Here is a 19,198-nt window from a genome sequence, read left to right on the forward strand (position 1 = left end):
TGTTCGCACGGCTCCACCGGCGGCTCCGGGCCTCGCTCCCGGTCGCGGACGCCGGCCGGGGTCTCGCCACGGTGTCCCACGTTGTTCGTCGCGGTGTTCGTCACGGTTGCGGCACGATGTCCGCTACGCCTCGCCGAGGTGGCGGTCGACGAAGGCGGCGGCGGCCGGGAGCAGCCGCCCGGCCTCGCGCTCGAAGTAGATCCTGGCCTTCTCCCCCGGCCAGCCCCGGGGCAGGAGCTCCGCGGGAAGCCCGGGGTCGCGGAACAGGAAGTTGCGCCACCCGTGCAGCAGCCTGCTCCGGGTGGCGAACACCTGGTCGTCGCCCGCGTTGTCGGGCAGCCGGCCGACCAGGTCCGTCGCCTGGGCCATCCACTCCTCGTAGGCGGCCCCGATGCCGTCCAGGTCCCAGGTCCTGGCGACCAGCGCCGCGGGGTCGCCGTCGAGCACCGCGTCGAACCGGTCCACGGACAGGTCCTCGCCCTCGAAGATCGCGTCCAGCTCGGGGGAGGGCCGCGGCCCGATCCAGGTCGTCTCCGACATCGGCGCGTACCCGATGAAGGCCAGATCCGAGCGCAGGCGCTCCCGCCTGGACCGCTCGCGTACGGGTTCCACCACGAGGATGTGCCACCGGCCGTTCCATGTGATCGTCCCGACTCGGTAAATTCTCAGCGCGGCCTCGTCGAGGCGGTGCACGCACTTGGGGGTGACCTCGTAACCGGGCCCCCTGGGCAGCCGGGCGGGCGCGAGCCAGCCCTGCCGCACCATCCGCGAGACGGCGGTGCGCACGGCGGGAGCCGCGATGTCCAGCGGGGCGAGCAGGCGGACGAGGGCGGCCACGGACGCGCGGCCGCCTCGGGACCTGAGGTGGTCCCCGTACAGATCGAAGAGAGCGGCGCGAGCGTTCACGAGGACAAGTTTGGTCGTCCGAGGGGCCCCGGACAACGGTCTTGATCGCCGGATGAGCCGACGCTGAGACTGATCGTTCCCATTCTCCGTGCGGAGGCGGGATAATAGGACATCACAGAAGACGTGAATGCGTCGGCCACCCTCGGGTCAGTCGGAGATCCGGAGCCCGAAGCAGGAAGGGATACACGCATGGCGGCTATGAAGCCGAGGACCGGTGATGGTCCGCTGGAGGTCGTCAAGGAAGGCAGGGGGATCGTCATGCGGGTTCCTCTGGAGGGTGGCGGCCGCCTTGTCGTCGAGCTTTCGGCGGACGAGGCAAGTGCCCTCGCTGAGGAACTGAAGAAAATAGTCGGTTGATCCCGATCTAAGACAGAAGTGGTGGAGCCGGGCCCTATTTGAGCTTGCTCGGGGAGCATGACACCTGCGATGGCCCGCGCGACCGACGACGAACACGGCCCTGGCCGCCGGACCGCCTCACGGCGGCTCGCGCCAGGGCCGCGGTGTTCTCCCCGGCGTTCTCCACCACGCCGGGCCTGATGACTGGAGTTACCCCTATGCCCATCTCCCCCTACCTGCTCCTGCCTCGCGTTCCCTACGCGCAGGGGCTCTCCGCCGCGCCCCCCGCGGGCGCGGCGCCCGCCACCGGGGAGGAAACCGGGACCGTGCCTTCCGGGCTCCCCGGTGACGCCGAGCTGCTGGCCGTCCCCTTCGCCGAGGACCTCGCGCCCGAGATCGAGCTGCCGGTGCCCGCGGCGGCGCTGCTCGCCCACCACAAGGCCAAGGGCGAGGCGGGTGAGATCGTCGAGGTTCCCGTCGCGAACGGCGACGCCGTCGGCCGGGTGCTCCTCTACGGGGTCGGCGACGGCTCGGCGACCGCCCTGCGCAAGGCGGGCGCGGCGGTCGCGCGGCGCGGCAAGGGCAGGGACGCCATCAGGATCGTGCTCCCGGGCGGGCCGGTGGCCGCGTTCGTGGAGGGCGCGCTGCTGGCCACGTACACCTTCAGGGCCGGCGAGGCGAAGTCCGCCCCGGTGACGCTCGAGTTCGTCGGCGAGGGGGTCGAGGCGGAGGTCGCCGAGGCCGAGGTGATCGCCGGGGCCGTGGCGCTCGCCAGGGACCTGGCCAACACCCCCTCCTCGGTGAAGTCCCCCGCCTGGCTCGCCGAGCGCGCCGCCGAGCAGGGTGTCGCGGTGCGGGTGTGGGACGAGCGGGAACTGCGCTCCGGCGGGTTCGGCGGCATCCTCGCCGTCGGGCAGGGGTCGGTGCACCCGCCCCGGCTGATCCAGCTCTCCTACGAGCCCGAGGACGCGACCGGCCACGTGGTCCTGGTCGGCAAGGGCATCACGTACGACACCGGCGGCATCTCGCTCAAGCCGACGAGCAACATGGTGTTCATGAAGACCGACATGGCCGGCGGGGCCGTCGTCATCGCGGTCCTGGGCGCCCTGGCCGCGCTCGGCGTGCGGGTGCGGGTCACCGGCCTCGTCGCCGCCGCCGAGAACGCCTTCTCCGGCACGGCCCAGCGCCCCTCCGACGTGATCACGCAGTACGGCGGCCGGACCGTGGAGGTGCTCAACACCGACGCCGAGGGGCGTCTGGTCCTGGCCGACGCGCTGGCCTACGCCGACGCGGAGCTGGACCCGGACGTCATGGTCGACATCGCCACGCTGACCGGGGCGATCGGCATCGCCCTGGGCAAGGACCTCGGCGCGGTCTTCGCCTCCGACGACGAGCTGGCCGACGAGCTGGCGGGGGCGGGGACGACCAGCGGGGAGCGGCTCTGGCGCATGCCCCTGATCGAGGACTACGTTCCCGCGCTCGACTCGTCCGTGGCCGACATGACCAACATCGAGGCGGGCTCGACCTACGGCGCCGGTTCCATCACCGCGGCGCTGTTCCTGCGCGAGTTCACCGGCGGGCGGCCGTGGGCGCACCTGGACATCGCGGGTGTCGGCCGCAGCGGCGCGGACGAGGGCGTTTTCAGCAAGGGGGCCACCGGGTTCGGCGTGCGCCTGCTGCTCGAATGGCTGTCGGGGCTCCAGAAGCGCTGACCGGGGACGGCCGGGGACGACAGGGGACGACAGGGGACGCTGACGGGACGGTGTCAGTCGGCGAGCTTGACGGCCGCCAGGATGCCGTCCCCCAGGGGCATCATCAGCGGGCGGAGCCGCTCGTCGGAGCGGACCAGCTTGCCCAGCTCCCTGATGGCGACCGTGTCGGGGTCGCGCTGCACGGGGTCGGCCACCCGGTTGCCCCAGAGGGCGTTGTCGAAGACGACGATGCCGCCGACCCGCAGCAGCCGGACGGACTCGGCCAGATAGTCGGCGTACTCGTGCATGGCGCCGTCGCAGAAGACGAGGTCGTAGCCGCCGTCGGAGAGGCGGGGGAGCACGTCGAGGGCGCGGCCGGTGATCAGGCGGATCCGGCCGCCGGAGAATCCGGCCTGGGCGAAGCTCTGCCTGGCCAGCCGCTGGTGCTCGGGCTCCACGTCCACGCTGGTGAGCGTGCCGTCCTGGCGCATGCCGCGGAGCAGCCACAGCCCCGAGACTCCGCAGCCGGTGCCGATCTCCACGACGGCGCGGGCGTTGATGGCGGTGGCGAGGAAGCAGAGAGCGGCGCCGCCACCGGGCAGGATCGGGGGCGCTCCCACTTCCGCGCCGCGCATGCGCGCGGCCCGCAGGATGTCGTCCTCCCTGTGGAACTCGTCGGCATAGGCCAGAGTGGCCTCCAACGGACTTGTCGGCGTCTCTGCCATCGGCCTCTCCTCCCGCTTTCTCCGTACACAGTCATATAGGCACTGGGTCGCAGCCTAAGGGAGGCAGGCCCGATCGGGAACTCATGTCACCCCCGGTGCGTTGCACGGTTTAAGCGGCCTTTGCCGGTCCTGAAGGTAGTCAGTGCGCACGAAGGGACGAAACCAGGCACTATGGCGATAGCGGTGGTCCCGGAGAGAGGAGTGCTGGTGGAGGAGTCCGACCACCAGGCCGAAGCTCCCGTGTCTGATTGGACGCCTCCTACATGGGAGGAGGTGGTCCGGACGCACTCGGCGCGCGTCTACCGGCTGGCCTATCGGCTGACCGGCAACGTGCACGATGCGGAAGATCTCACACAGGAGGTCTTCGTCCGGGTCTTCAGGTCGTTGTCGAACTACACGCCAGGCACTTTCGAGGGCTGGCTGCACCGCATCACCACCAACCTGTTCCTCGACATGGCGCGGCGCAAGCAGCGCATCAGGTTCGAGGGGCTCGCCGACGACGCCGCCGAGCGGCTGCGCGGGCGCGAGCCTTCTCCCGCACAGGTGTACGACGACACCCATCTGGAGCCCGACATCCAGGCGGCACTCGACGCGCTCGCGCCCGAGTTCCGCGCGGCCGTCGTTCTGTGTGACATCGAGGGGCTGTCCTACGAGGAGATCGCGGCGACGCTGGGCGTGAAGCTCGGCACGGTACGCAGCCGGATCCACCGTGGGCGGGCGCAGCTGCGTGAGGCGCTGGAGCATCGCGCGCCGCGGAACGATCAATTCCCCCCGAGCGTTACCCACGGGGAGGAATTCGCATGAGAAACCACAGTCATGACGAATGTCACGACGAGCCACTTGGCAAGGAGTGCGCATGAGTCACCTTGGAGAACGCGTTTCCGCACTGGTCGACGGTGAGCTGAATCACCACGAGCGCGACCGTGCCCTGTCGCATCTGACCTTCTGCGCCCCCTGCAGGGCCGAGGTCGACGCCATGCGGGCGCTGAAGAGCCGGTTGCGGTCCCTCGACGGTCCCGCGATGCCGACGGACCTGACGACGTCCCTGCTGCGGATGGCGGAGCCCGGCGGCCCGCTGCCCCCGCGTGAGCGCCCCTTTCCGGCCTCACGCACCTTCGGCGGCGCGCCCATTCCGAGCATGCACAGCGTCGCGCCCCCCGACAACCGGCCCCGGGGCCGTGCCGGGGGTCCCCGCCGTGCCCGGAGGGCGGGATACGTCGCGGTGGGCGTCGCCTCGGCCGCCGTGGCGATCGGGACGCTGTTCGTGGTAGGCGGGACCGACCCCAACCCTCGTGTCGTGCCACCGGTCGACATGTTCGCCAACCAGCACAGGAACACCGCGCCCTACGGCGGATCGGCGACGCCGATTCTCTCCCCCTCTCCGTGATCCGGCTGCCCGCCACGGTCATCCTGGCCGCCCTGTTGCTGCTGGGGCTGGTGGCGGGCGGTCCGGCGTACGCCGTCCGGTCCCCGCACGCCGTGCCGCCGGACGACGTCGAGAGCGAGGACACCGGCCTGCACCTGCTCCGTGAGGCGGCGGTCGCGGGCCGGTCCCGTGGATACTCCGGCACCCAGTACGTCACCGCCTGGGGCGCCGACGCCTCCTCCGGTGCCGCCGCCGCGGTGCTGGAGGTGCGAAACGTCCCCGGAAAGGGCATGACGGTCCGCGCCGAGCCCTCCGGCTCCGTGCGGAAGGCCGATCCCGGCACCCCGGCCGGGGGCATGTCCAGCCCGTCCGAGGCGATGCTCGAGGTCCTGGCACGCAACTACCGGGTCGTGACCGCGGGGGAGGGCTTCGCCTGCGGGCGCCCCGCCCGCCTCGTGGACGTCCTGCGGGCCGACGGCACGGCCGCCGCCCGATACTGGCTCGACGAGGCCGGGGGCCCGGTGCTGCGCCGTGAGCTCATGGACGCGCAGGGCCGGGTCGTCAGCGCCGGGGCCTTCGTCGATCTGACGCTCGACCCGGTGGAGAGGGGGACGGCGCCCGCGATGGCCGCCGGCGGCCCGGACCTGGCCGAGCTTCCCCGGCTGGAAGCCGAGGGCCGGCGGTTCCCCCGCACCCTGCCCGGGCGCCTGGAGCTGTTCGCCGCGCACGACATCCCTCCTGGATACTTGTATCTGGGCTACTCGGATGGCCTGTCGGTTGTGTCGGTTTTTATCCAGTCTGGGATGCTTGATGAGGAACGCCTCCGTGGTTGGCATGCGGAGGAGCGCAAGGGGCATACGATCTGGGTTCGAGACCCAGCTGGGCAGGAGACGATCTGGGCGAGTGGGGGTCATGTCTACACCGTCTTTGCCGACGCGCCGGCCGACATGGTCGACGCCGCTGTCGCGGCGTTGCCGCACGAGCCCGTTCCCGATCTCTGGACGCGGCTCGGCCGAGGCGCGAGCCGCCTGCTCTCCTGGGTCAATCCCTTCGGATAACGCGTGCTTTACACATCTCGTATGCCGCTCGGGGGAAGATTGCCGGGTTGACTCGGTGAGCGGCCGCCTGCGAGGCAAGGAGTAGTGAGTATTCGATGACCGACGATGCCCGTACTTCCCATGAGGCGCACGATGCTGAGGGGCGTACACCGTCGGACTTCACCGACGGCGGACACGGCACTCCTGAGTCCCGACGCGCCGACTCCTCAGGTCCTGAGTCCTCCCGCCCGGAGTTCCTGCCCGCCGGGGAGGGGCCCTTCCCGGCCGAGCAGCCCCGCGACGACGGCTGGAGCCAGCTGGGCGCCCCGCCCGACCGCGCCCGGTGGGGCCGGCAGGACCAGCCCGAGCTGCTCCGCCACGACGACAGGTACGACGACGGCGACGTGCCGCCCGGCGAGGGCGGCCGGGATCCCGGCTTCACCGGGGAGCACTGGGGGGATCCCTCGGGCAGGCCCAGGCACGACACGGCGGTCTTCGCCTCCCAGGCCGCGCCGCCCCCGCCACCCCCGCCGCCCGCCCAGGCGTTCGGCATGGGACCGGGCTGGGCGCCGCCTCCGGGGAGCCTGGGGGCTCCCGGAAGCTTCGGCGGCCCGCCGCCCGCGCCCGTCCGGCGCGGGCCGCGTACCGCCACGCTGGTGATCCTCGCCCTGATGGTCGCGCTGCTCGCCTCCACGCTGGGCAGCGTCGGCACCTACCTCCTCACCAAGCCCGCGGGCTCGGGGCGCGACCCCTCCTTCAGCCTCGGAGGGGCGCCGACGGGTTCCAACGTCCGGCCCCCCGAATCCGTCGCGGGCGTGGCCTCGAAGGTCCTGCCCAGCGTGGTGTCGCTGGCCGTCGAGGGCGGAGCGAGTTCCAGCACCGGTTCCGGCTTCCTGATCAAGGGCGGCTACGTGGTGACCAACAACCACGTGGTGGCCAACGCCGAACCGAGCGGCCAGATCCAGATCCAGTTCAACAACCGCAAGTCCACCTCTGCCATCGTCGTGGGCACCGACCCCGAGTCCGACCTGGCCGTGGTCAAGCCCGCGGAGACCTTCGGCGCCCCCGAGATCACCCTCGGCAACTCCGACAACGTGGTCGTGGGCGATCCGGTCATCGCCATCGGATCCCCGCTGGGGCTGACCGGCACCGTCACCTCCGGCATCGTCAGCTCGCTGAACCGTCCCGTCCAGGCGGGCGAGGAGAACAGCTCCGAGGCGACCTGGCTCAGCGCCGTGCAGACCGACGCCGCGATCAACCCCGGCAACTCGGGGGGCCCGCTGGTCAACGTCAACGGCGAGGTCATCGGCGTCAACTCGGCGATCGCCACGCTCGGCAGGTCGGTCGGCGGCCAGAGCGGCAGCATCGGCCTCGGCTTCGCCATCCCGGTGAACCACGCCCGGCGGGTCGCCCAGGAGCTGATCACCACGGGCAAGGCCAAGAAGTCGCGGATCGGCGTCGCCATCGACCCGACCTACCAGGGCGTCGGGGTGCGCATCGCCACCGAGCCCAGGCAGGGCACCCAGCCGGTCGAGCCGAACGGTCCCGCCGCCCAGGCGGGGCTCAAGCCCGGAGACGTCATCCTGGAGGTCGAAGGTGTCGTGCTCCAGGACGGCAACGAGCTGATCGCCATGATCCGCAACAGGGCCCCCGGCGAGAAGCTCTCGATCAAGTACCAGCGTGGCGGCCAGGAGAACATCGCGACGGTGACCGTCGGCGCCGCCCCTGAGCAGCCCTCCCCCAAACCCTCCTGAGCGCGAGGGCGGGGCGCGTGCTCACGAGTGGGGGCGTTAGTGTGGAACCTCTCCGGCGTGTGGCCGGAGAGGAGCTTCTGGCATCCTCCCGGTAGGAGATCACCGTGTTCGGACTCGGCTGGCCTGAGATCGTGGCGCTGGTGGTGATCGCCCTTCTCGTCTTCGGCCCGGAGAAGCTTCCCCAGGCCGCCTCGCAGGCGGGCAAGACGCTGCGCAACCTGCGCCGGATGGCCAACAACGCGAGAGACGACCTGCGGACGGGCCTCGGGCCCGAGTTCGCCGACTTCGACCCGGCCGACCTCAACCCGAAGAACTTCGTCCGCAAGCACCTCACCGCCGACCTCGAGGACGACTGGAACGCCACCTCGGCCACCACCGCCACCGCCGAACCGGCCGACCACGCGATGAGCGTCGCCGACGAGTTGGGCTACGGCGAGATCCCCCCGTACGACTCCGACGCGACCTGATCGCCGAGCTTCGCCTGGTCGTCAGGCCCCACCCGGCTGAAACGCGTCTCATACGGCCGACGGCGGCGCCCCGTGAAGGGGCGCCGCCGTCGTCGTGCCTGGGGAGGGCCCGGACCGGCCGGGCCGGGGGCGGAGCAGGTCCGTTCCCCGGGGGCGTGTGGCCGGTCCGGCCGGGCGGTGGGCCGGGGCTCAGCCGCGCCGGGTGGGCGAGATGCCGAGCTGGAGGCCCTTGATGCTGCCCGACTTCTTGCTCAGGGAGGCGGCGATGCGGCTCAGCTCGACCGCCGCCGGGGCGTCCGGGTCGGTCAGCACCAGCGGCTTGCCCTCGTCGCCGCCCTCGCGCAGGCGCATGTCGATGGGCACCTGGCCCAGGAGCGGCACGCGGGAGCCGAGGGTGCGGGTCAGCGCGTCGGCCACGGTCTGGCCGCCGCCCTCGCCGAAGACCGAGATCCGCTCGTCGCAGTGCGGGCAGGGCAGCCACGACATGTTCTCGATGACACCGGCGATCTGCTGGTGGGTCTGGACGGCGATCGATCCGGCGCGCTCGGCGACCTCGGCGGCGGCCTGCTGCGGGGTGGTCACCACCAGGAGCTCCGCCGAGGGCATCCGCTGCGCCACGGAGATCGCGATGTCGCCGGTCCCCGGGGGCAGGTCCATCAGCAGCACGTCCAGGTCGCCCCAGTAGACGTCGGCCAGGAACTGGTGCAGGGCCCGGTCGAGCATCGGGCCGCGCCACACGACCGGGGTGTTGCCCTCCGGCTTGAACATGCCGACCGAGATGACCTTGATGTCATGCGCCACCGGCGGCATGATCATGTCCTCGACCTTGGTGGGGCGCTCGGAGACGCCGAGCATGCGGGGAACGCTGTGACCGTAGATGTCGGCGTCGACGACGCCGACCTTCAGGCCGCTCGCGGCCATCGCGGCGGCGAGGTTGACGGTGACGGACGACTTGCCGACGCCGCCCTTGCCGGAGGCGACCGCGAAGACGCGGGTCAGCGAGCCGGGCTGGGCGAAGGGGATCTCCTTCTCGGGCCCCTTGTTGCCGCGCAGCTTGGTCTGCAGCGTCTTGCGCTGCTCGGTGCTCATGACGTCCATCTCGACGGAGACGCCGGTCACTCCGCCGACCTTGGAGACCGCGCCGGTGACGTCCCGGGTGATGGTGTCCTTCATGGGACAGCCGGACACCGTCAGGAAGATCGCGACACGTACGGCTCCCTCGGGGGAGATGTCGACGCTCTTGACCATGTCGAGTTCGGTGATCGGCCGACGGATCTCAGGGTCGTTGACGGTCGCGAGGGCGGCCATCACCAGTTCCGGGGTAGGTGCCATCGAAGTGTCGGCAATCACGCCACCCTGGGGCGACGGGGAATGCCGTCCCTCCTTGTCTGTTATCGATGAGGCGTCTCACCGGCGGGACCTGCCCGTCGTGGCGCCCTTGTGGCTTGGCGGGAGGCCGATCCCGTCAGGGAACGGTCGGAGTCGTGAGCCCATGGTATGAAACCCGAGGCCACCGGAAGGAATTCCGAATCCGGCGATGATCACTGGATTCGGACAATTCGCTGTGTAGATGCGCGTGCAACGTTCTAAGGTTACTCCGTGACCCTCACGGCGGGCGAGTCAAGAGAGAGCGTCGGTTCGGCGGAGCTGGTGGTCTGGCGCATGCTCCAGCGGGCCCAGGTCCGCATCACCCGGGCCCTGGAGGCCGACCTGCTGGCCGAGCACGACCTGGCCCTGGCCTCGTACGAGGTGCTGTTGCAGCTGTCCGAGGCGCCCGAGCGGCGGCTGAGGATGAACGACCTGGCCGACCGGGTGCTGCTCTCGCGCAGTGGCCTGACCCGGCTCATCGACCGCCTCCAGCGCGACGGCCTGGTCGAGCGCGAAGCCTGCGCCAGCGACGCGCGCGGCCTGTTCGCGGTCCTGACGGACGCGGGCGCCGCGCGGCTGGCCGAGGCCGGCCCCACCTACCTGCGCGGGGTCCGCGCCCAGTTCCTGGACATGCTCGACGCCGACGAGCTGCGGCGGTGCGCGGCCATGCTGACCAAGCTCTTCCCCGGCCCCCAGGCGGACACCGACCCGTACTGAGCCGTGCCTGAGCCGTGCCTGAGCGGTGGGCCCGGCCCCGTCCGGGCCGCAGGGTCCCGTCCGGCGCGTCCCCGCCGGTCCGCCGCGGTTCGTGGCCGGCCGGTCCACAGTGGTTCGTGGCGGGGCCGGCCCGCCGTGGAGTGCCGCCGGGGCGCTCCCAGGACCGCCCGCGGGCTCTTTCCGAGCGCCATGACGGGTTTCCGTCCTGCCGCGACCCCGCCCTGCCCGTTCTGACCCCTCTTTCGGACAAGGCCGCCGGGCGCCATGTCACATGCCAGACCCAGAGTGATGTCGAACGCATAAAGGATCTTGCCGGTCATACGGACACTCGTGGAGATTGCGGATATTCACGACTAATGCGGAGGCGCGATGCCAACGTTACGAGCAGCCCTCACCGCCCTCATCGTGGTCGCGGCGGGTGTCACCCCGGCCCACGCGGCCGCCCAACCCTCTCTCACCGTCGAGCAGGGACGGACCCAGCCGGTCTTCTCGTACGCCGACGCCGTCCGCGAGCACGTCTACGTCGAGTCGAGCGTCGACAGTGACGCCGACGGCAGGCCGGACCGGGTCCGGGTCGACATCATCAGGCCGAAGGAGTCCGGTCCCGGGCTCAAGGTGCCGGTGATCATCGACGAGAGCCCGTACTACGACAACTCCGGCCGGGGGAACGAGGCCGAGCGGAAGGTCTACGACGCCGCCGGGAACGTCACGAAGTTTCCCCTGTACTACGACAACTACTTCGTACCGCGTGGTTACGCCGTCCTCAACGTCGACATGATCGGGACCACCAGGTCCGACGGCTGTCCCGACGTCGGAGGGCGGGCCGACGTGCTGGGCGGCAAGGCCGTCATCGACTGGCTGAACGGCCGCGCCACCGCCTACCGCGCCGACGGCACGCCCGCGGTCGCGGACTGGACCACCGGCAAGGCCGCGATGATCGGCAAGTCGTACGACGGCACGCTGGCCAACGCCGTGGCGGCGACCGGCGTGCAGGGGCTGGAGACGATCGTCCCGATCTCGGCGATCAGCTCCTGGTACAAGTACCAGCGCTCCAACGGGGTGATCTACAACTACGACTACATGTCGTGGCTGGGCAACTACGTCGACAGCGACCCCACGGACAAGTGCGCGGCCACCTGGGCGCGCCTGGACGCCGAGGACGGCGACGACACCGGGAACTACAACGGCTTCTGGGCCGAGCGCGACTACATCGCGGGCTCGCTGGCCGACGTCTCCAAGGTGCGCGCCAGCGTCTTCGCCGTGCACACGGTCAACGACCTCAACGTCATGCCCGACAACTTCTCCACATGGTGGAAGGCACTGGCCGACCGGAACGTACCCCGCAAGATCTGGGTCGGGCAGTACCAGCACGTGGACCCCTTCGACTTCGAGGGGCGCCGTGACATCTGGGTCGACACGCTGCACCGCTGGTTCGACCACTGGCTGCTCGGCGTGCAGAACGGCATCATGCGCGAGCCCCGCGCCGACGTGCAGAGCAGCCTCGACCGCTGGACCACCCAGCGCGACTGGCCCGCCCCGCTCGCCCTGAAGGTCCCCTTCCGCCCCGCGGCCGACGGCTCGTTCGGCCTCGTACCGGCGAAGAGGGGCCAGACCGCCACGTTCACCGACATCCGCCAGTCCGAGGAGGCGATGGTCGCCGACGTCGGCACCGTCAAGCCGGGGAGGGTGGCCTTCACCACCGGCGCGCTGCCGCTGGACCTGCGCCTGTCCGGCACTCCCGTGGTGGACCTGCGCGTCGCGCTCGACAAGCCCACCTCGAACCTGACCGCGCTCCTCGTCGACTTCGGCGAGGACACCCGGATCGACTGGCGGCGCGGCCAGGGCATCACCACGGTCACCGAGGAGAGCTGCCACGGCGAGAGCACGGCCGACGACGACGCCTGCTACAAGCAGGTCGTCACCAACCGGGCCACCCGCCCCCTGGAGATCGTCGCCCGGGGCTGGATCGACGTGCAGAACCGCGACTCGCTCAGCACGCCCTCGCCGCTGCCCGCGGGCACCTACGGCAGGGTGAGCTGGGAGACGCTGCCGCAGGACTACGTCTTCAAGAAGGGGCACAGGCTGGCCCTCGTGATCGCGGGCACCGACTCGACCTACAGCGACGAGACGGCCACCGGCGCGAACGTCACCGTCGACCTGGCCGGGAGCAGGGTGCTCCTGCCGCTGGCGATCAGCACCCTGCGGAGCGACGACGTGCCGAAGGACACGGCCAGGTGGAGTGGCCCGAGGCAGCTGGACCTGCCGGAGCCGGAGAACCGGTTCTTCTGATCCAGGAGTGATCTCCAGGGGCCCCTGATCCTCAGGAGGCCCGCGGGGGGTGAGCCGGGCGGGACGCCGGGCTCACCCCCCGTCCCGTGTCACCGGGTACGGTGCTCGGCCCGCGCGTCCGCCGGGCGGGAGGGCCGGGCGGCCCGGGAACCCCGGCTCACGACTCCACGGACTCCTGGGGCTCCTGGAGGTCCTCCTGCAGGCGTTGCAGCTCCGAGCGGATGTAGTCGCGGGTCGCCACCTCGCCGAGCGCCATCCGCAGGGCGGCGATCTCCCGGGTGAGGTAGTCCAGGTCGGCCTGGTTGCGCTCCGCAGCCCTGCGGTCGTGCTCGTTCTGGACCCGGTCGCGGTCGTCCTGCCGGTTCTGGGCGAGCAGGATCAGCGGCGCCGCGTACGAGGCCTGGAGCGACAGGATCAGCGTCAGGAAGATGAACGGGTAGGGGTCGAACTTCAGCGACGGGGGGGCGAGGACGTTCCACAGGACCCAGAGGGCGACGAAACCCGTCATGTAGACCAGGAACCTGGCGGTGCCGAGGAAGCGGGCGATCCGCTCCGACAGCCGCCCGAACGCCTCGGGGTCGTAGTGGGGGCGCAACCGCGGGCCGGGCTGCCTGGGCTGGTCGAGGCGGTCAGGCATCGTCGCCCCCCCTCGGCCGGTCGTCCCGCTCACGCCAGTCCTCCGGCAGCAGGTGGTCGAGCACGTCGTCCACGGTGACGGCGCCGACCAGGCGGCCCGCCTCGTTCACCACGGGAGCCGCGACGAGGTTGTAGTTGGCCAGGTAGGAGGTCACCTGGTTCAGGCTGAACCCCGGCCTGATCGGGTCCAGGGAGGTGTCCAGGATGCCGCCCAGCAGGGTCGAGGGCGGCTCGCGCAGCAGCCGCTGGAAGTGGGCCAGGCCGAGGAAGCGGCCGGTGGGCGTCTCGACGGGCGGCCGGGCCACGTAGACCTGCGCGGCCACCGCCGGGGTGAGCTCGCGCTGGCGGATGTTGGCCAGCGCCTCGGCGACCGTCGCGTTCGGCGGCAGGACCACCGGCTCGCTCGTCATGATCCCGCCCGCCGTGTTCTCGGGGTAGATCAGCAGCCGCCTGACCGGCGCGGCCTCCTCGGGCTCCATGAGCGCCATCAGCGCCTCGGCCTGCTCGGCGGGGAGATCCTGGAGGAGGTCGGCCGCGTCGTCGGGGTTCATCTCCTCCAGCACGTCCGCGGCCCGCTCGGGGGCGAGCCTGCTCAGGATGCCGATCTGGTCCCGTTCGGGAAGCTCCTCCAGCACGTCCGCGAGCCGTACGTCGTCCAGGGCCGCCGCCACCTCGACCCGCCGCTTGTCGGGCAGCTCGTGCAGGGCCCCGGCCAGGTCGGCGGCGCGCATCGACTCGAAGGCGACCAGCAGGTTGGCCGCGCCCTGGTCCTTCTGGACGGCGCCGAAGCCGCGGACCTCGCCCCAGTCGACGATCTTGGTCGCGCCGCGCCGGCGCAGTCCTATGCCGGGGGGACTCCCGACCACCGCGACCTTGGTGATCAGCCACTCGGAGCCTCTCGTCTCCTCCATGGCCAGGTCCAGGACCGTCATCCGCTCGCCGTCGACCTCCACCCGGAGGTCGAGCAGCTCGGCGATGGCCAGTGTCTCGGTCGCCCGCTGCTCGAACCTGCGCATGTTGAGCTGGCCGCTGAAGACGACGGCGCCGGCCTTGGCGGACCGTATCCGGGTGATCGGCAGGAAGACCCTGCGCCGGGGCTGCACCTCGACGACCAGCCCGTGCACGTGCGGTGGCGCGCTGCCGGCGATGGCCACCACCACGTCGCGGACCCGGCCGATCTGGTCCCCGGCGGGGTCGAAGACCGGGGTGCCGGCGAGACGCGCGATGAAGATCCTCACATCTGAAGCGTAGGCCGCATCTCGGGCCGACCGGTCGCTGCCACGCACCCCGGCTCACAATCCGGAATCGGCTTGCTGTCCGATATACCGACATGCCAGCATCAAACGTGCTTAACGGTAATTACAGAAACGGTGGGTCATGAGACGTGCAGGACTGCTGATCGCGCTCGCGTCCTCCCTGTGCTTCGCCTTCTCGGGACCCATGGCCAAATACCTGGGCGCGGCGGGACTGGCCCCGCTGGAGGCGGTCTGGATCCGCATGGCGGGCGCCGGGCTGCTGCTCGTCGGCATCCTCGCGGTCGCCCGGCCCTCGGCGCTGCGCATCCCCCGCTCGCGGCTGCCGTTCCTCCTGGCGTACGCGATGATCGCGGTCGCCGGTGTGCAGGCGCTGTTCTTCGCGGCGATCACCCGGCTGCCGGTCGGCGTCACCCTGCTGATCGAGTACACCTCGCCGGTGGTGGTGGTGCTCTGGGTGCGCTTCGTCCGGCGGGTACGGCTGCCGCGGGCGGCCTTCGTCGGCGCCGTCGTCGCCGTGGTCGGGCTCGGCATCGTGGTGGAGGTCTGGTCGGGTCTCGCCCTCGACCCGGTGGGACTGCTGCTCGCCTTCGCCGCGATGACGGGCTGCGCCGGATACTTCCTGCTCAGCGACAGCTTCGGCGACGACATCGACCCGCTCGGCCTGATCGCCTGGGGCCTGCTCGGGGCCGCCGTGGCGCTCCTGCCGATCTCCCGGCCGTGGAACATCCCCTGGGGGGCGATCAGCGGGACGGCCACCCCCGAGGGCGGCCACACGCTGCCGGTCGTCGGGGCGCTGGTCTGGCTGATCGTGGTCGCCACGGCCGCCGCCTACATCCTCGGTGTGCTCGCGATCCGCCGCCTGTCGGCCGCCATCGGCTCCACGGTCGCCTCGCTGGAGGTCATCGCCGGGGCGGTGGTCGCCTGGATCCTGCTGGGCGAGGCGCTCGGGCCCTTCCAGATCGCGGGCGGCGTGATCGTCCTGGTCGGCGCCTACCTGGCCCAGCGGGCCACGGCCGCGCTGCCCGCGCCCGTACCCGTGCGAGAGACCGGGGAACCGGCCCCCGTGGGGTGAACCTGGATGAACCGGCATGAGCCGGGCTGAGCTGCTATGAGCGGGGCTGAGCTTCTACGAGCCGGGTTGAGCTGCTATGAGCCGGGATGGGCTTGTGCGAGCCGGGACGAGCGTCGCCGGACGGACCCGGCGGCCGGAGGGGGCCGTGCCGGACGGCGGCGGTCAGGCGGGTTCGCGCGGGACGAGACGTATCACCTTGGAGGCCGCCGCCCAGCGCTCCAGGAGCCTCGCGCCGTCGGGGGCGTTGAGCCGCTCCTTGGCGAGCGCCGCGACCGCGTCGGGGGCCTTCGCCTGGTCCACCACCTCCACGGAGGCCTCGAAGGCCACCAGGTGCCCGCCGTTGTCCTTGCTGCGCAGCGTCACCCGCACCTCCCCGGCCTCGGCCAGCCCCGGCAGCGGCTGCTCGCCCCCGCCGGTGACCAGGTAGATCGCGCCGTCGTGCCAGGTGTGCCAGGCCAGCCGGGGCCGGTCCAGCGACAGCCACAGGACGCTCGACTTCTTCGCGCCCTCCTCGATCACGCCCATGAGACGAATGTACGGCCTGCGCCCCCCGAATGGCGGTACAGGCCGTACACGCCACGAGGTCAGCGCCGCGAGAGCCTCCAGGCGGCCGGGAGGAGCTCCGCCGCGACAACGATCTTGAGGGCGTCGCCCAGCAGGAAGGGCACCACGCCCAGGGCGAGCCCGGTGGCGAGGTCCACTTGGGCGACGGCGACGAGGACCGGCAGGCCGAAGGCGTAGATGACCAGGTTGCCGAGGATCATCGTGCCGATCGTGCGCGGGACGGTGCGGTCGCCGCCGCGCTCGGCGAGCTTGCCGACGACGGCCGCCGCGGCGACGAAGCCGATGACGTACCCGAAGGAGGCTCCGCCGAAGCCGGAGGCGCCGTCGGCGAACCACGGCACGCCCGCGACGCCGGCCAGCATGTAGAGCGCCATGCTCAGCACCGCGCGGTTCATGCCGAGGGCGGCGCCGACCAGCACGACCGCGAAGGTCTGGCCGCTGACCGGCACCGGCGAGCCGGGCAGCGGGAAGCTGAGCTGCGCCGCCAGGCCCGTCAGGGCGGCGCCGCCGACCACGAGCGCGACGTCGCGGACGCGGGAGGCCGGGATGAGGTCGGACAGTACGGCGGGCCTGGCCACCGAAGAAGCGTTTGCCATGGTGCTGGTCTCCTTTGGCAGATTCTTGATGTCCATTCTTCTGACATCTCCGGCAAGGGTCCTACGAGATCATCGCCAAGAACAGGGCGGGGTCTTTGTGCGGACGCCATAACGTCCGCAACGTCCCTCCGGCCTGTCGTCCGTCCCCGGGCGGGCGTTAGCGTGTTCCCCATGCGTTCCCGACGATCGTGTCTCGCGGTGCCCGGCAGCAACCCCAGATTTCTGGAGAAGGCACAGGGGCTCCCCGCCGACGAGGTCTTCCTCGACCTGGAGGACTCCGTCGCGCCGCTCGCCAAGGAGGGCGCGCGCAAGAACATCGTGGCCGCCCTGCGCGAGGGCGACTGGTCGGGCAGGACGAGGGTCGTCCGGGTCAACGACCTCGGCACCCAGTGGACCTACCGGGACGTCATCGAGGTCGTGGAGGGCGCGGGGGAGTTCGTCGACTGCCTGATGCTGCCCAAGGTGGAGGACGCGGCCCAGGTGATGTGGCTCGACACGCTGCTCACCCAGATCGAGAGGGCGAACGGTCTCCCGGTCGGCCGGATCGGCATCGAGGCCCAGATCGAGAACGCCAGGGGCCTGGTCAACGTGGACGCCATCGGCGGCGCGTCCCCGCGCCTGGAGACGCTCGTGTTCGGCCCGGCCGACTTCATGGCCTCGATCAACATGCGGACCCTGGTGGTCGGCGAGCAGCCGCCCGGCTACACCGAGGGCGACGCCTACCACTACATCCTGATGCGGATCCTGATGGCCGCCAGGACGCACGACCTGCAGGCCGTCGACGGCCCGTACCTGGCGATCAAGGACCTCGACGGGTTCCGGCGGGTGGCGGGGCGGGCCGCGGCGCTCGGGTTCGACGGGAAGTGGGTGCTGCACCCCTCCCAGATCGAGGTCGCGAACGAGGTGTTCTCGCCGTCGCAGGACGACTATGACCACGCCGAGCTGATCCTCGACGCGTACGAGTACTACACGACGGTCGAGAGGCGCGGCGCGGTCATGCTCGGCGACGAGATGATCGACGAGGCGTCCAGGAAGATGGCGCTGGTGGTCGCGGCGAAGGGCAGGGCCGCCGGGCTGCGGCGCACCACGGCCTTCACCCCGCCTACAGCTTGACCCCGATGGTGGTGAAGAACCAGAACGACGAGGTCAGCCAGAGGCCGGTCAGGGCGACGAAGGTCAGCCCGCCGAGGACCGGGAGGGTCCAGCCGGGCAGGCCCCGCTTGGGCAGCGACAGCATCTTCGCGGTGAAGACACCGTAGAAGAAGCAGCCGAGCAGCGAGTGGATCATCACGCGCGGCACGTCGAACTGGGTGCCGAGCGCGTACAGGCAGTGGAGCGCCACCGGGATCGTCAGGATGAACGCCACCCGCCCCGACCAGCGGTGCAGGGTCCCGATCCACGGCACGTCCAGCTTGATCCGGCCCCACATGACCAGGGCCGAGAAGAGCTGGACCAGTGCCAGCAGGAACGCGCCGGTGGTGAGCCAGGCCTTCATGGCCAGCGCCCCGGAGAATCCGGCCAGGCCGATCGCGTACCCGGTGGGCGCGTGGACCCGGCCGTAGACGCCCAGCCCGACCGCGACCAGCCCGCCGACGACGAGCGGGACGAGGAGCGGCGCGAGGTTGTTCGGCTGCCGGTGCTGGACGGGTGTGATCTGCGTGTCACTCATCAGAACCCCTCGATGAACTCGTCGACGTCCTGCGGATCTACTTCCACGCCGTTCACGACGGCGTTCTCGCCCGGCTCGGGGATCGCCACGTCGGCGACCTTGTCGCCCACGAGGGTGAGGCCGACCCGGGTGCCGTCGTCGAGGTAGATCCATCCGGCGCGGACGTTCGCGCCGCGGACGAGCGCGGTCGCCCGGTAGAGGCCGGAGGGCTTCTTCACGGTCGGAGCCTTGAAGTCCCACTCCTTGCCGTCGAAACCGAGGCTCCCCGCGGCCCTGCCGCCGCCGAGCCGGGCGGTGAGCGAGGCGCCGTGGCGCCCGGACAGGGTGACCTTGCCGTCGGCGGCCCTGCCCTTCATCCAGGCCTCGATCTTGCCGTCGCAGAAGTAACCGACCGCCTTGCCGTTCCTGATGGAGATGGCGATCAGCCCGCCGTTGCCGGTGACCCGCCCGGCGTAGTCGGCCTTGACGGGGGTGGGCTTGGCCGTCTTGACGACCTCCGGCTCCGGCGTCGGCGACGCCACCGTGGTGGCCTGGGCCACCGGAGGGGGTGCGTCGTCCTGCGCGTTGACGGTCTGTGTGGTGGGTGAGGTGGTGGCGCTGGCCACGCCGAGGGCGACGGCCATCACCGCTCCTGCCGCCAGTGTGTATACGGGCCCCAGCCGTGTCATATCCGCTCCCTGGGGTGGTGGGTTGTAAGTCAGGTGTACATGCCGTCGTTCCGGAAGTCTGTGAACTAATCCGCACACGGG

At 71.2% G+C, this 19,198-nt stretch carries 20 protein-coding genes; 11 read left to right on the forward strand and 9 right to left on the reverse strand.

Annotated features, from left to right (window positions below; genetic code table 11):
- Nucleotides 1–123: 123 nt before the first annotated feature.
- A complete protein-coding gene (locus AB0F88_RS19405) occupies nucleotides 124–906 on the reverse strand; it encodes a PaaX family transcriptional regulator C-terminal domain-containing protein (RefSeq protein WP_362685324.1) in 783 nt (260 codons plus the stop codon).
- 189 nt (nucleotides 907–1,095) lie between these two features.
- On the opposite strand from AB0F88_RS19405, the gene AB0F88_RS19410 reads away from it, so the two are divergent.
- The gene (locus AB0F88_RS19410; RefSeq protein ID WP_362685327.1) at nucleotides 1,096–1,263 is read left to right on the forward strand and encodes a DUF3117 domain-containing protein; all 168 of its coding nucleotides are present in this window, start codon (nucleotides 1,096–1,098) and stop codon (nucleotides 1,261–1,263) included.
- A 197-nt stretch (nucleotides 1,264–1,460) separates the two neighbouring features.
- Nucleotides 1,461–2,954, forward strand: a complete 1,494-nt coding sequence (locus tag AB0F88_RS19415) for a leucyl aminopeptidase (protein WP_362685330.1) — start codon at nucleotides 1,461–1,463, stop codon at nucleotides 2,952–2,954.
- Nucleotides 2,955–3,007: 53 nt separating this feature from the next.
- Here AB0F88_RS19415 and AB0F88_RS19420 read toward each other — a convergent pair whose 3' ends face one another.
- Nucleotides 3,008–3,658, reverse strand: coding sequence for an O-methyltransferase (locus AB0F88_RS19420; RefSeq protein WP_362685333.1), 651 nt, complete (start codon nucleotides 3,656–3,658; stop codon nucleotides 3,008–3,010).
- Nucleotides 3,659–3,829: 171 nt separating this feature from the next.
- Between AB0F88_RS19420 and sigE the strand changes: the two genes are divergently transcribed.
- The 5 genes from sigE (at nucleotide 3,830) to AB0F88_RS19445 (ending at nucleotide 8,282) form a co-directional block, all read left to right on the forward strand.
- Nucleotides 3,830–4,462 (forward strand): RNA polymerase sigma factor SigE, encoded by a 633-nt coding sequence (gene sigE, locus AB0F88_RS19425; protein WP_329085768.1) that lies wholly within the window; start codon nucleotides 3,830–3,832, stop codon nucleotides 4,460–4,462.
- A 52-nt stretch (nucleotides 4,463–4,514) separates the two neighbouring features.
- On the forward strand, nucleotides 4,515–5,045 hold the full coding sequence (locus tag AB0F88_RS19430) for an anti-sigma factor (protein ID WP_362685337.1): 531 nt from the start codon (nucleotides 4,515–4,517) through the stop codon (nucleotides 5,043–5,045).
- Complete coding sequence (locus tag AB0F88_RS19435; RefSeq protein WP_362685340.1) at nucleotides 5,042–6,082, forward strand: sigma-E factor regulatory protein RseB domain-containing protein; 1,041 nt, start codon at nucleotides 5,042–5,044, stop codon at nucleotides 6,080–6,082. The genes AB0F88_RS19430 and AB0F88_RS19435 overlap by 4 nt, the downstream gene beginning before the upstream one ends.
- A 95-nt stretch (nucleotides 6,083–6,177) precedes the next feature.
- Nucleotides 6,178–7,815, forward strand: a complete 1,638-nt coding sequence (locus tag AB0F88_RS19440) for a trypsin-like peptidase domain-containing protein (protein WP_362685343.1) — start codon at nucleotides 6,178–6,180, stop codon at nucleotides 7,813–7,815.
- A 104-nt stretch (nucleotides 7,816–7,919) separates the two neighbouring features.
- On the forward strand, nucleotides 7,920–8,282 hold the full coding sequence (locus tag AB0F88_RS19445; protein WP_362685346.1) for a sec-independent translocase: 363 nt from the start codon (nucleotides 7,920–7,922) through the stop codon (nucleotides 8,280–8,282).
- Between the two features lie 189 nt (nucleotides 8,283–8,471).
- Here the strand turns inward: AB0F88_RS19445 and AB0F88_RS19450 are convergent, their stop codons facing one another.
- Nucleotides 8,472–9,614 (reverse strand): P-loop NTPase, encoded by a 1,143-nt coding sequence (locus AB0F88_RS19450; RefSeq protein ID WP_362685349.1) that lies wholly within the window; start codon nucleotides 9,612–9,614, stop codon nucleotides 8,472–8,474.
- 267 nt (nucleotides 9,615–9,881) lie between these two features.
- Between AB0F88_RS19450 and AB0F88_RS19455 the strand changes: the two genes are divergently transcribed.
- Complete coding sequence (locus tag AB0F88_RS19455; protein ID WP_362685352.1) at nucleotides 9,882–10,367, forward strand: MarR family transcriptional regulator; 486 nt, start codon at nucleotides 9,882–9,884, stop codon at nucleotides 10,365–10,367.
- Between the two features lie 369 nt (nucleotides 10,368–10,736).
- Nucleotides 10,737–12,656, forward strand: coding sequence for a Xaa-Pro dipeptidyl-peptidase (locus AB0F88_RS19460; RefSeq protein ID WP_362685355.1), 1,920 nt, complete (start codon nucleotides 10,737–10,739; stop codon nucleotides 12,654–12,656).
- Nucleotides 12,657–12,813: 157 nt separating this feature from the next.
- Here AB0F88_RS19460 and AB0F88_RS19465 read toward each other — a convergent pair whose 3' ends face one another.
- Together AB0F88_RS19465 and AB0F88_RS19470 are read right to left on the reverse strand one after the other, a co-directional pair.
- A complete protein-coding gene (locus AB0F88_RS19465; protein WP_362685357.1) occupies nucleotides 12,814–13,293 on the reverse strand; it encodes a DUF1003 domain-containing protein in 480 nt (159 codons plus the stop codon).
- A complete protein-coding gene (locus tag AB0F88_RS19470) occupies nucleotides 13,286–14,530 on the reverse strand; it encodes a CBS domain-containing protein (protein ID WP_362685359.1) in 1,245 nt (414 codons plus the stop codon). Before AB0F88_RS19470 ends, AB0F88_RS19465 begins: the two co-directional genes overlap by 8 nt.
- 139 nt (nucleotides 14,531–14,669) lie before the next feature.
- On the opposite strand from AB0F88_RS19470, the gene AB0F88_RS19475 reads away from it, so the two are divergent.
- Complete coding sequence (locus AB0F88_RS19475; RefSeq protein ID WP_362685361.1) at nucleotides 14,670–15,620, forward strand: DMT family transporter; 951 nt, start codon at nucleotides 14,670–14,672, stop codon at nucleotides 15,618–15,620.
- Nucleotides 15,621–15,782: 162 nt separating this feature from the next.
- Here the strand turns inward: AB0F88_RS19475 and AB0F88_RS19480 are convergent, their stop codons facing one another.
- Both AB0F88_RS19480 and AB0F88_RS19485 read right to left on the reverse strand, forming a co-directional pair.
- The gene (locus AB0F88_RS19480; RefSeq protein ID WP_362685364.1) at nucleotides 15,783–16,145 is read right to left on the reverse strand and encodes a hypothetical protein; all 363 of its coding nucleotides are present in this window, start codon (nucleotides 16,143–16,145) and stop codon (nucleotides 15,783–15,785) included.
- Between the two features lie 59 nt (nucleotides 16,146–16,204).
- Complete coding sequence (locus AB0F88_RS19485; RefSeq protein ID WP_362685367.1) at nucleotides 16,205–16,780, reverse strand: biotin transporter BioY; 576 nt, start codon at nucleotides 16,778–16,780, stop codon at nucleotides 16,205–16,207.
- 171 nt (nucleotides 16,781–16,951) lie between these two features.
- Between AB0F88_RS19485 and AB0F88_RS19490 the strand changes: the two genes are divergently transcribed.
- Nucleotides 16,952–17,893: a CoA ester lyase gene (locus AB0F88_RS19490; protein ID WP_362685370.1), complete on the forward strand. Its 942-nt coding sequence runs from the start codon at nucleotides 16,952–16,954 to the stop codon at nucleotides 17,891–17,893.
- Here the strand turns inward: AB0F88_RS19490 and AB0F88_RS19495 are convergent.
- Complete coding sequence (locus AB0F88_RS19495; RefSeq protein ID WP_362685373.1) at nucleotides 17,883–18,449, reverse strand: DUF6529 family protein; 567 nt, start codon at nucleotides 18,447–18,449, stop codon at nucleotides 17,883–17,885. The genes AB0F88_RS19490 and AB0F88_RS19495 overlap by 11 nt on opposite strands.
- Nucleotides 18,449–19,072 carry a hypothetical protein gene (locus tag AB0F88_RS19500; RefSeq protein ID WP_362685376.1) on the reverse strand — a complete coding sequence of 208 codons (624 nt, stop codon included), beginning with the start codon at nucleotides 19,070–19,072 and terminating at the stop codon, nucleotides 18,449–18,451. Before AB0F88_RS19500 ends, AB0F88_RS19495 begins: the two co-directional genes overlap by 1 nt.
- Between the last annotated feature and the right edge of the window lie 126 nt (nucleotides 19,073–19,198).

This window comes from Streptosporangium sp. NPDC023963, from assembly GCF_040639135.1.
GTDB lineage: Bacteria > Actinomycetota > Actinomycetes > Streptosporangiales > Streptosporangiaceae > Streptosporangium.

Excerpts from the sequence above, each read along its gene's own strand:
- AB0F88_RS19420 (WP_362685333.1), bottom strand. The coding sequence starts at position 3,658 with ATGGCAGAGACGCCGACAAGTCCGTTGGAGGCCACTCTGGCCTATGCC.
- AB0F88_RS19410 (WP_362685327.1), top strand. The coding sequence starts at position 1,096 with ATGGCGGCTATGAAGCCGAGGACCGGTGATGGTCCGCTGGAGGTCGTC.
- AB0F88_RS19415 (WP_362685330.1), top strand. The coding sequence starts at position 1,461 with ATGCCCATCTCCCCCTACCTGCTCCTGCCTCGCGTTCCCTACGCGCAG.
- AB0F88_RS19460 (WP_362685355.1), top strand. The coding sequence starts at position 10,737 with ATGCCAACGTTACGAGCAGCCCTCACCGCCCTCATCGTGGTCGCGGCG.
- AB0F88_RS19450 (WP_362685349.1), bottom strand. The coding sequence starts at position 9,614 with ATGGCACCTACCCCGGAACTGGTGATGGCCGCCCTCGCGACCGTCAAC.
- sigE (WP_329085768.1), top strand. The coding sequence starts at position 3,830 with ATGGCGATAGCGGTGGTCCCGGAGAGAGGAGTGCTGGTGGAGGAGTCC.
- AB0F88_RS19465 (WP_362685357.1), bottom strand. The coding sequence starts at position 13,293 with ATGCCTGACCGCCTCGACCAGCCCAGGCAGCCCGGCCCGCGGTTGCGC.
- AB0F88_RS19495 (WP_362685373.1), bottom strand. The coding sequence starts at position 18,449 with ATGAGTGACACGCAGATCACACCCGTCCAGCACCGGCAGCCGAACAAC.
- AB0F88_RS19485 (WP_362685367.1), bottom strand. The coding sequence starts at position 16,780 with ATGGCAAACGCTTCTTCGGTGGCCAGGCCCGCCGTACTGTCCGACCTC.
- AB0F88_RS19480 (WP_362685364.1), bottom strand. The coding sequence starts at position 16,145 with ATGGGCGTGATCGAGGAGGGCGCGAAGAAGTCGAGCGTCCTGTGGCTG.
- AB0F88_RS19475 (WP_362685361.1), top strand. The coding sequence starts at position 14,670 with ATGAGACGTGCAGGACTGCTGATCGCGCTCGCGTCCTCCCTGTGCTTC.
- AB0F88_RS19440 (WP_362685343.1), top strand. The coding sequence starts at position 6,178 with ATGACCGACGATGCCCGTACTTCCCATGAGGCGCACGATGCTGAGGGG.
- AB0F88_RS19430 (WP_362685337.1), top strand. The coding sequence starts at position 4,515 with ATGAGTCACCTTGGAGAACGCGTTTCCGCACTGGTCGACGGTGAGCTG.
- AB0F88_RS19500 (WP_362685376.1), bottom strand. The coding sequence starts at position 19,072 with ATGGCCGTCGCCCTCGGCGTGGCCAGCGCCACCACCTCACCCACCACA.
- AB0F88_RS19490 (WP_362685370.1), top strand. The coding sequence starts at position 16,952 with ATGCGTTCCCGACGATCGTGTCTCGCGGTGCCCGGCAGCAACCCCAGA.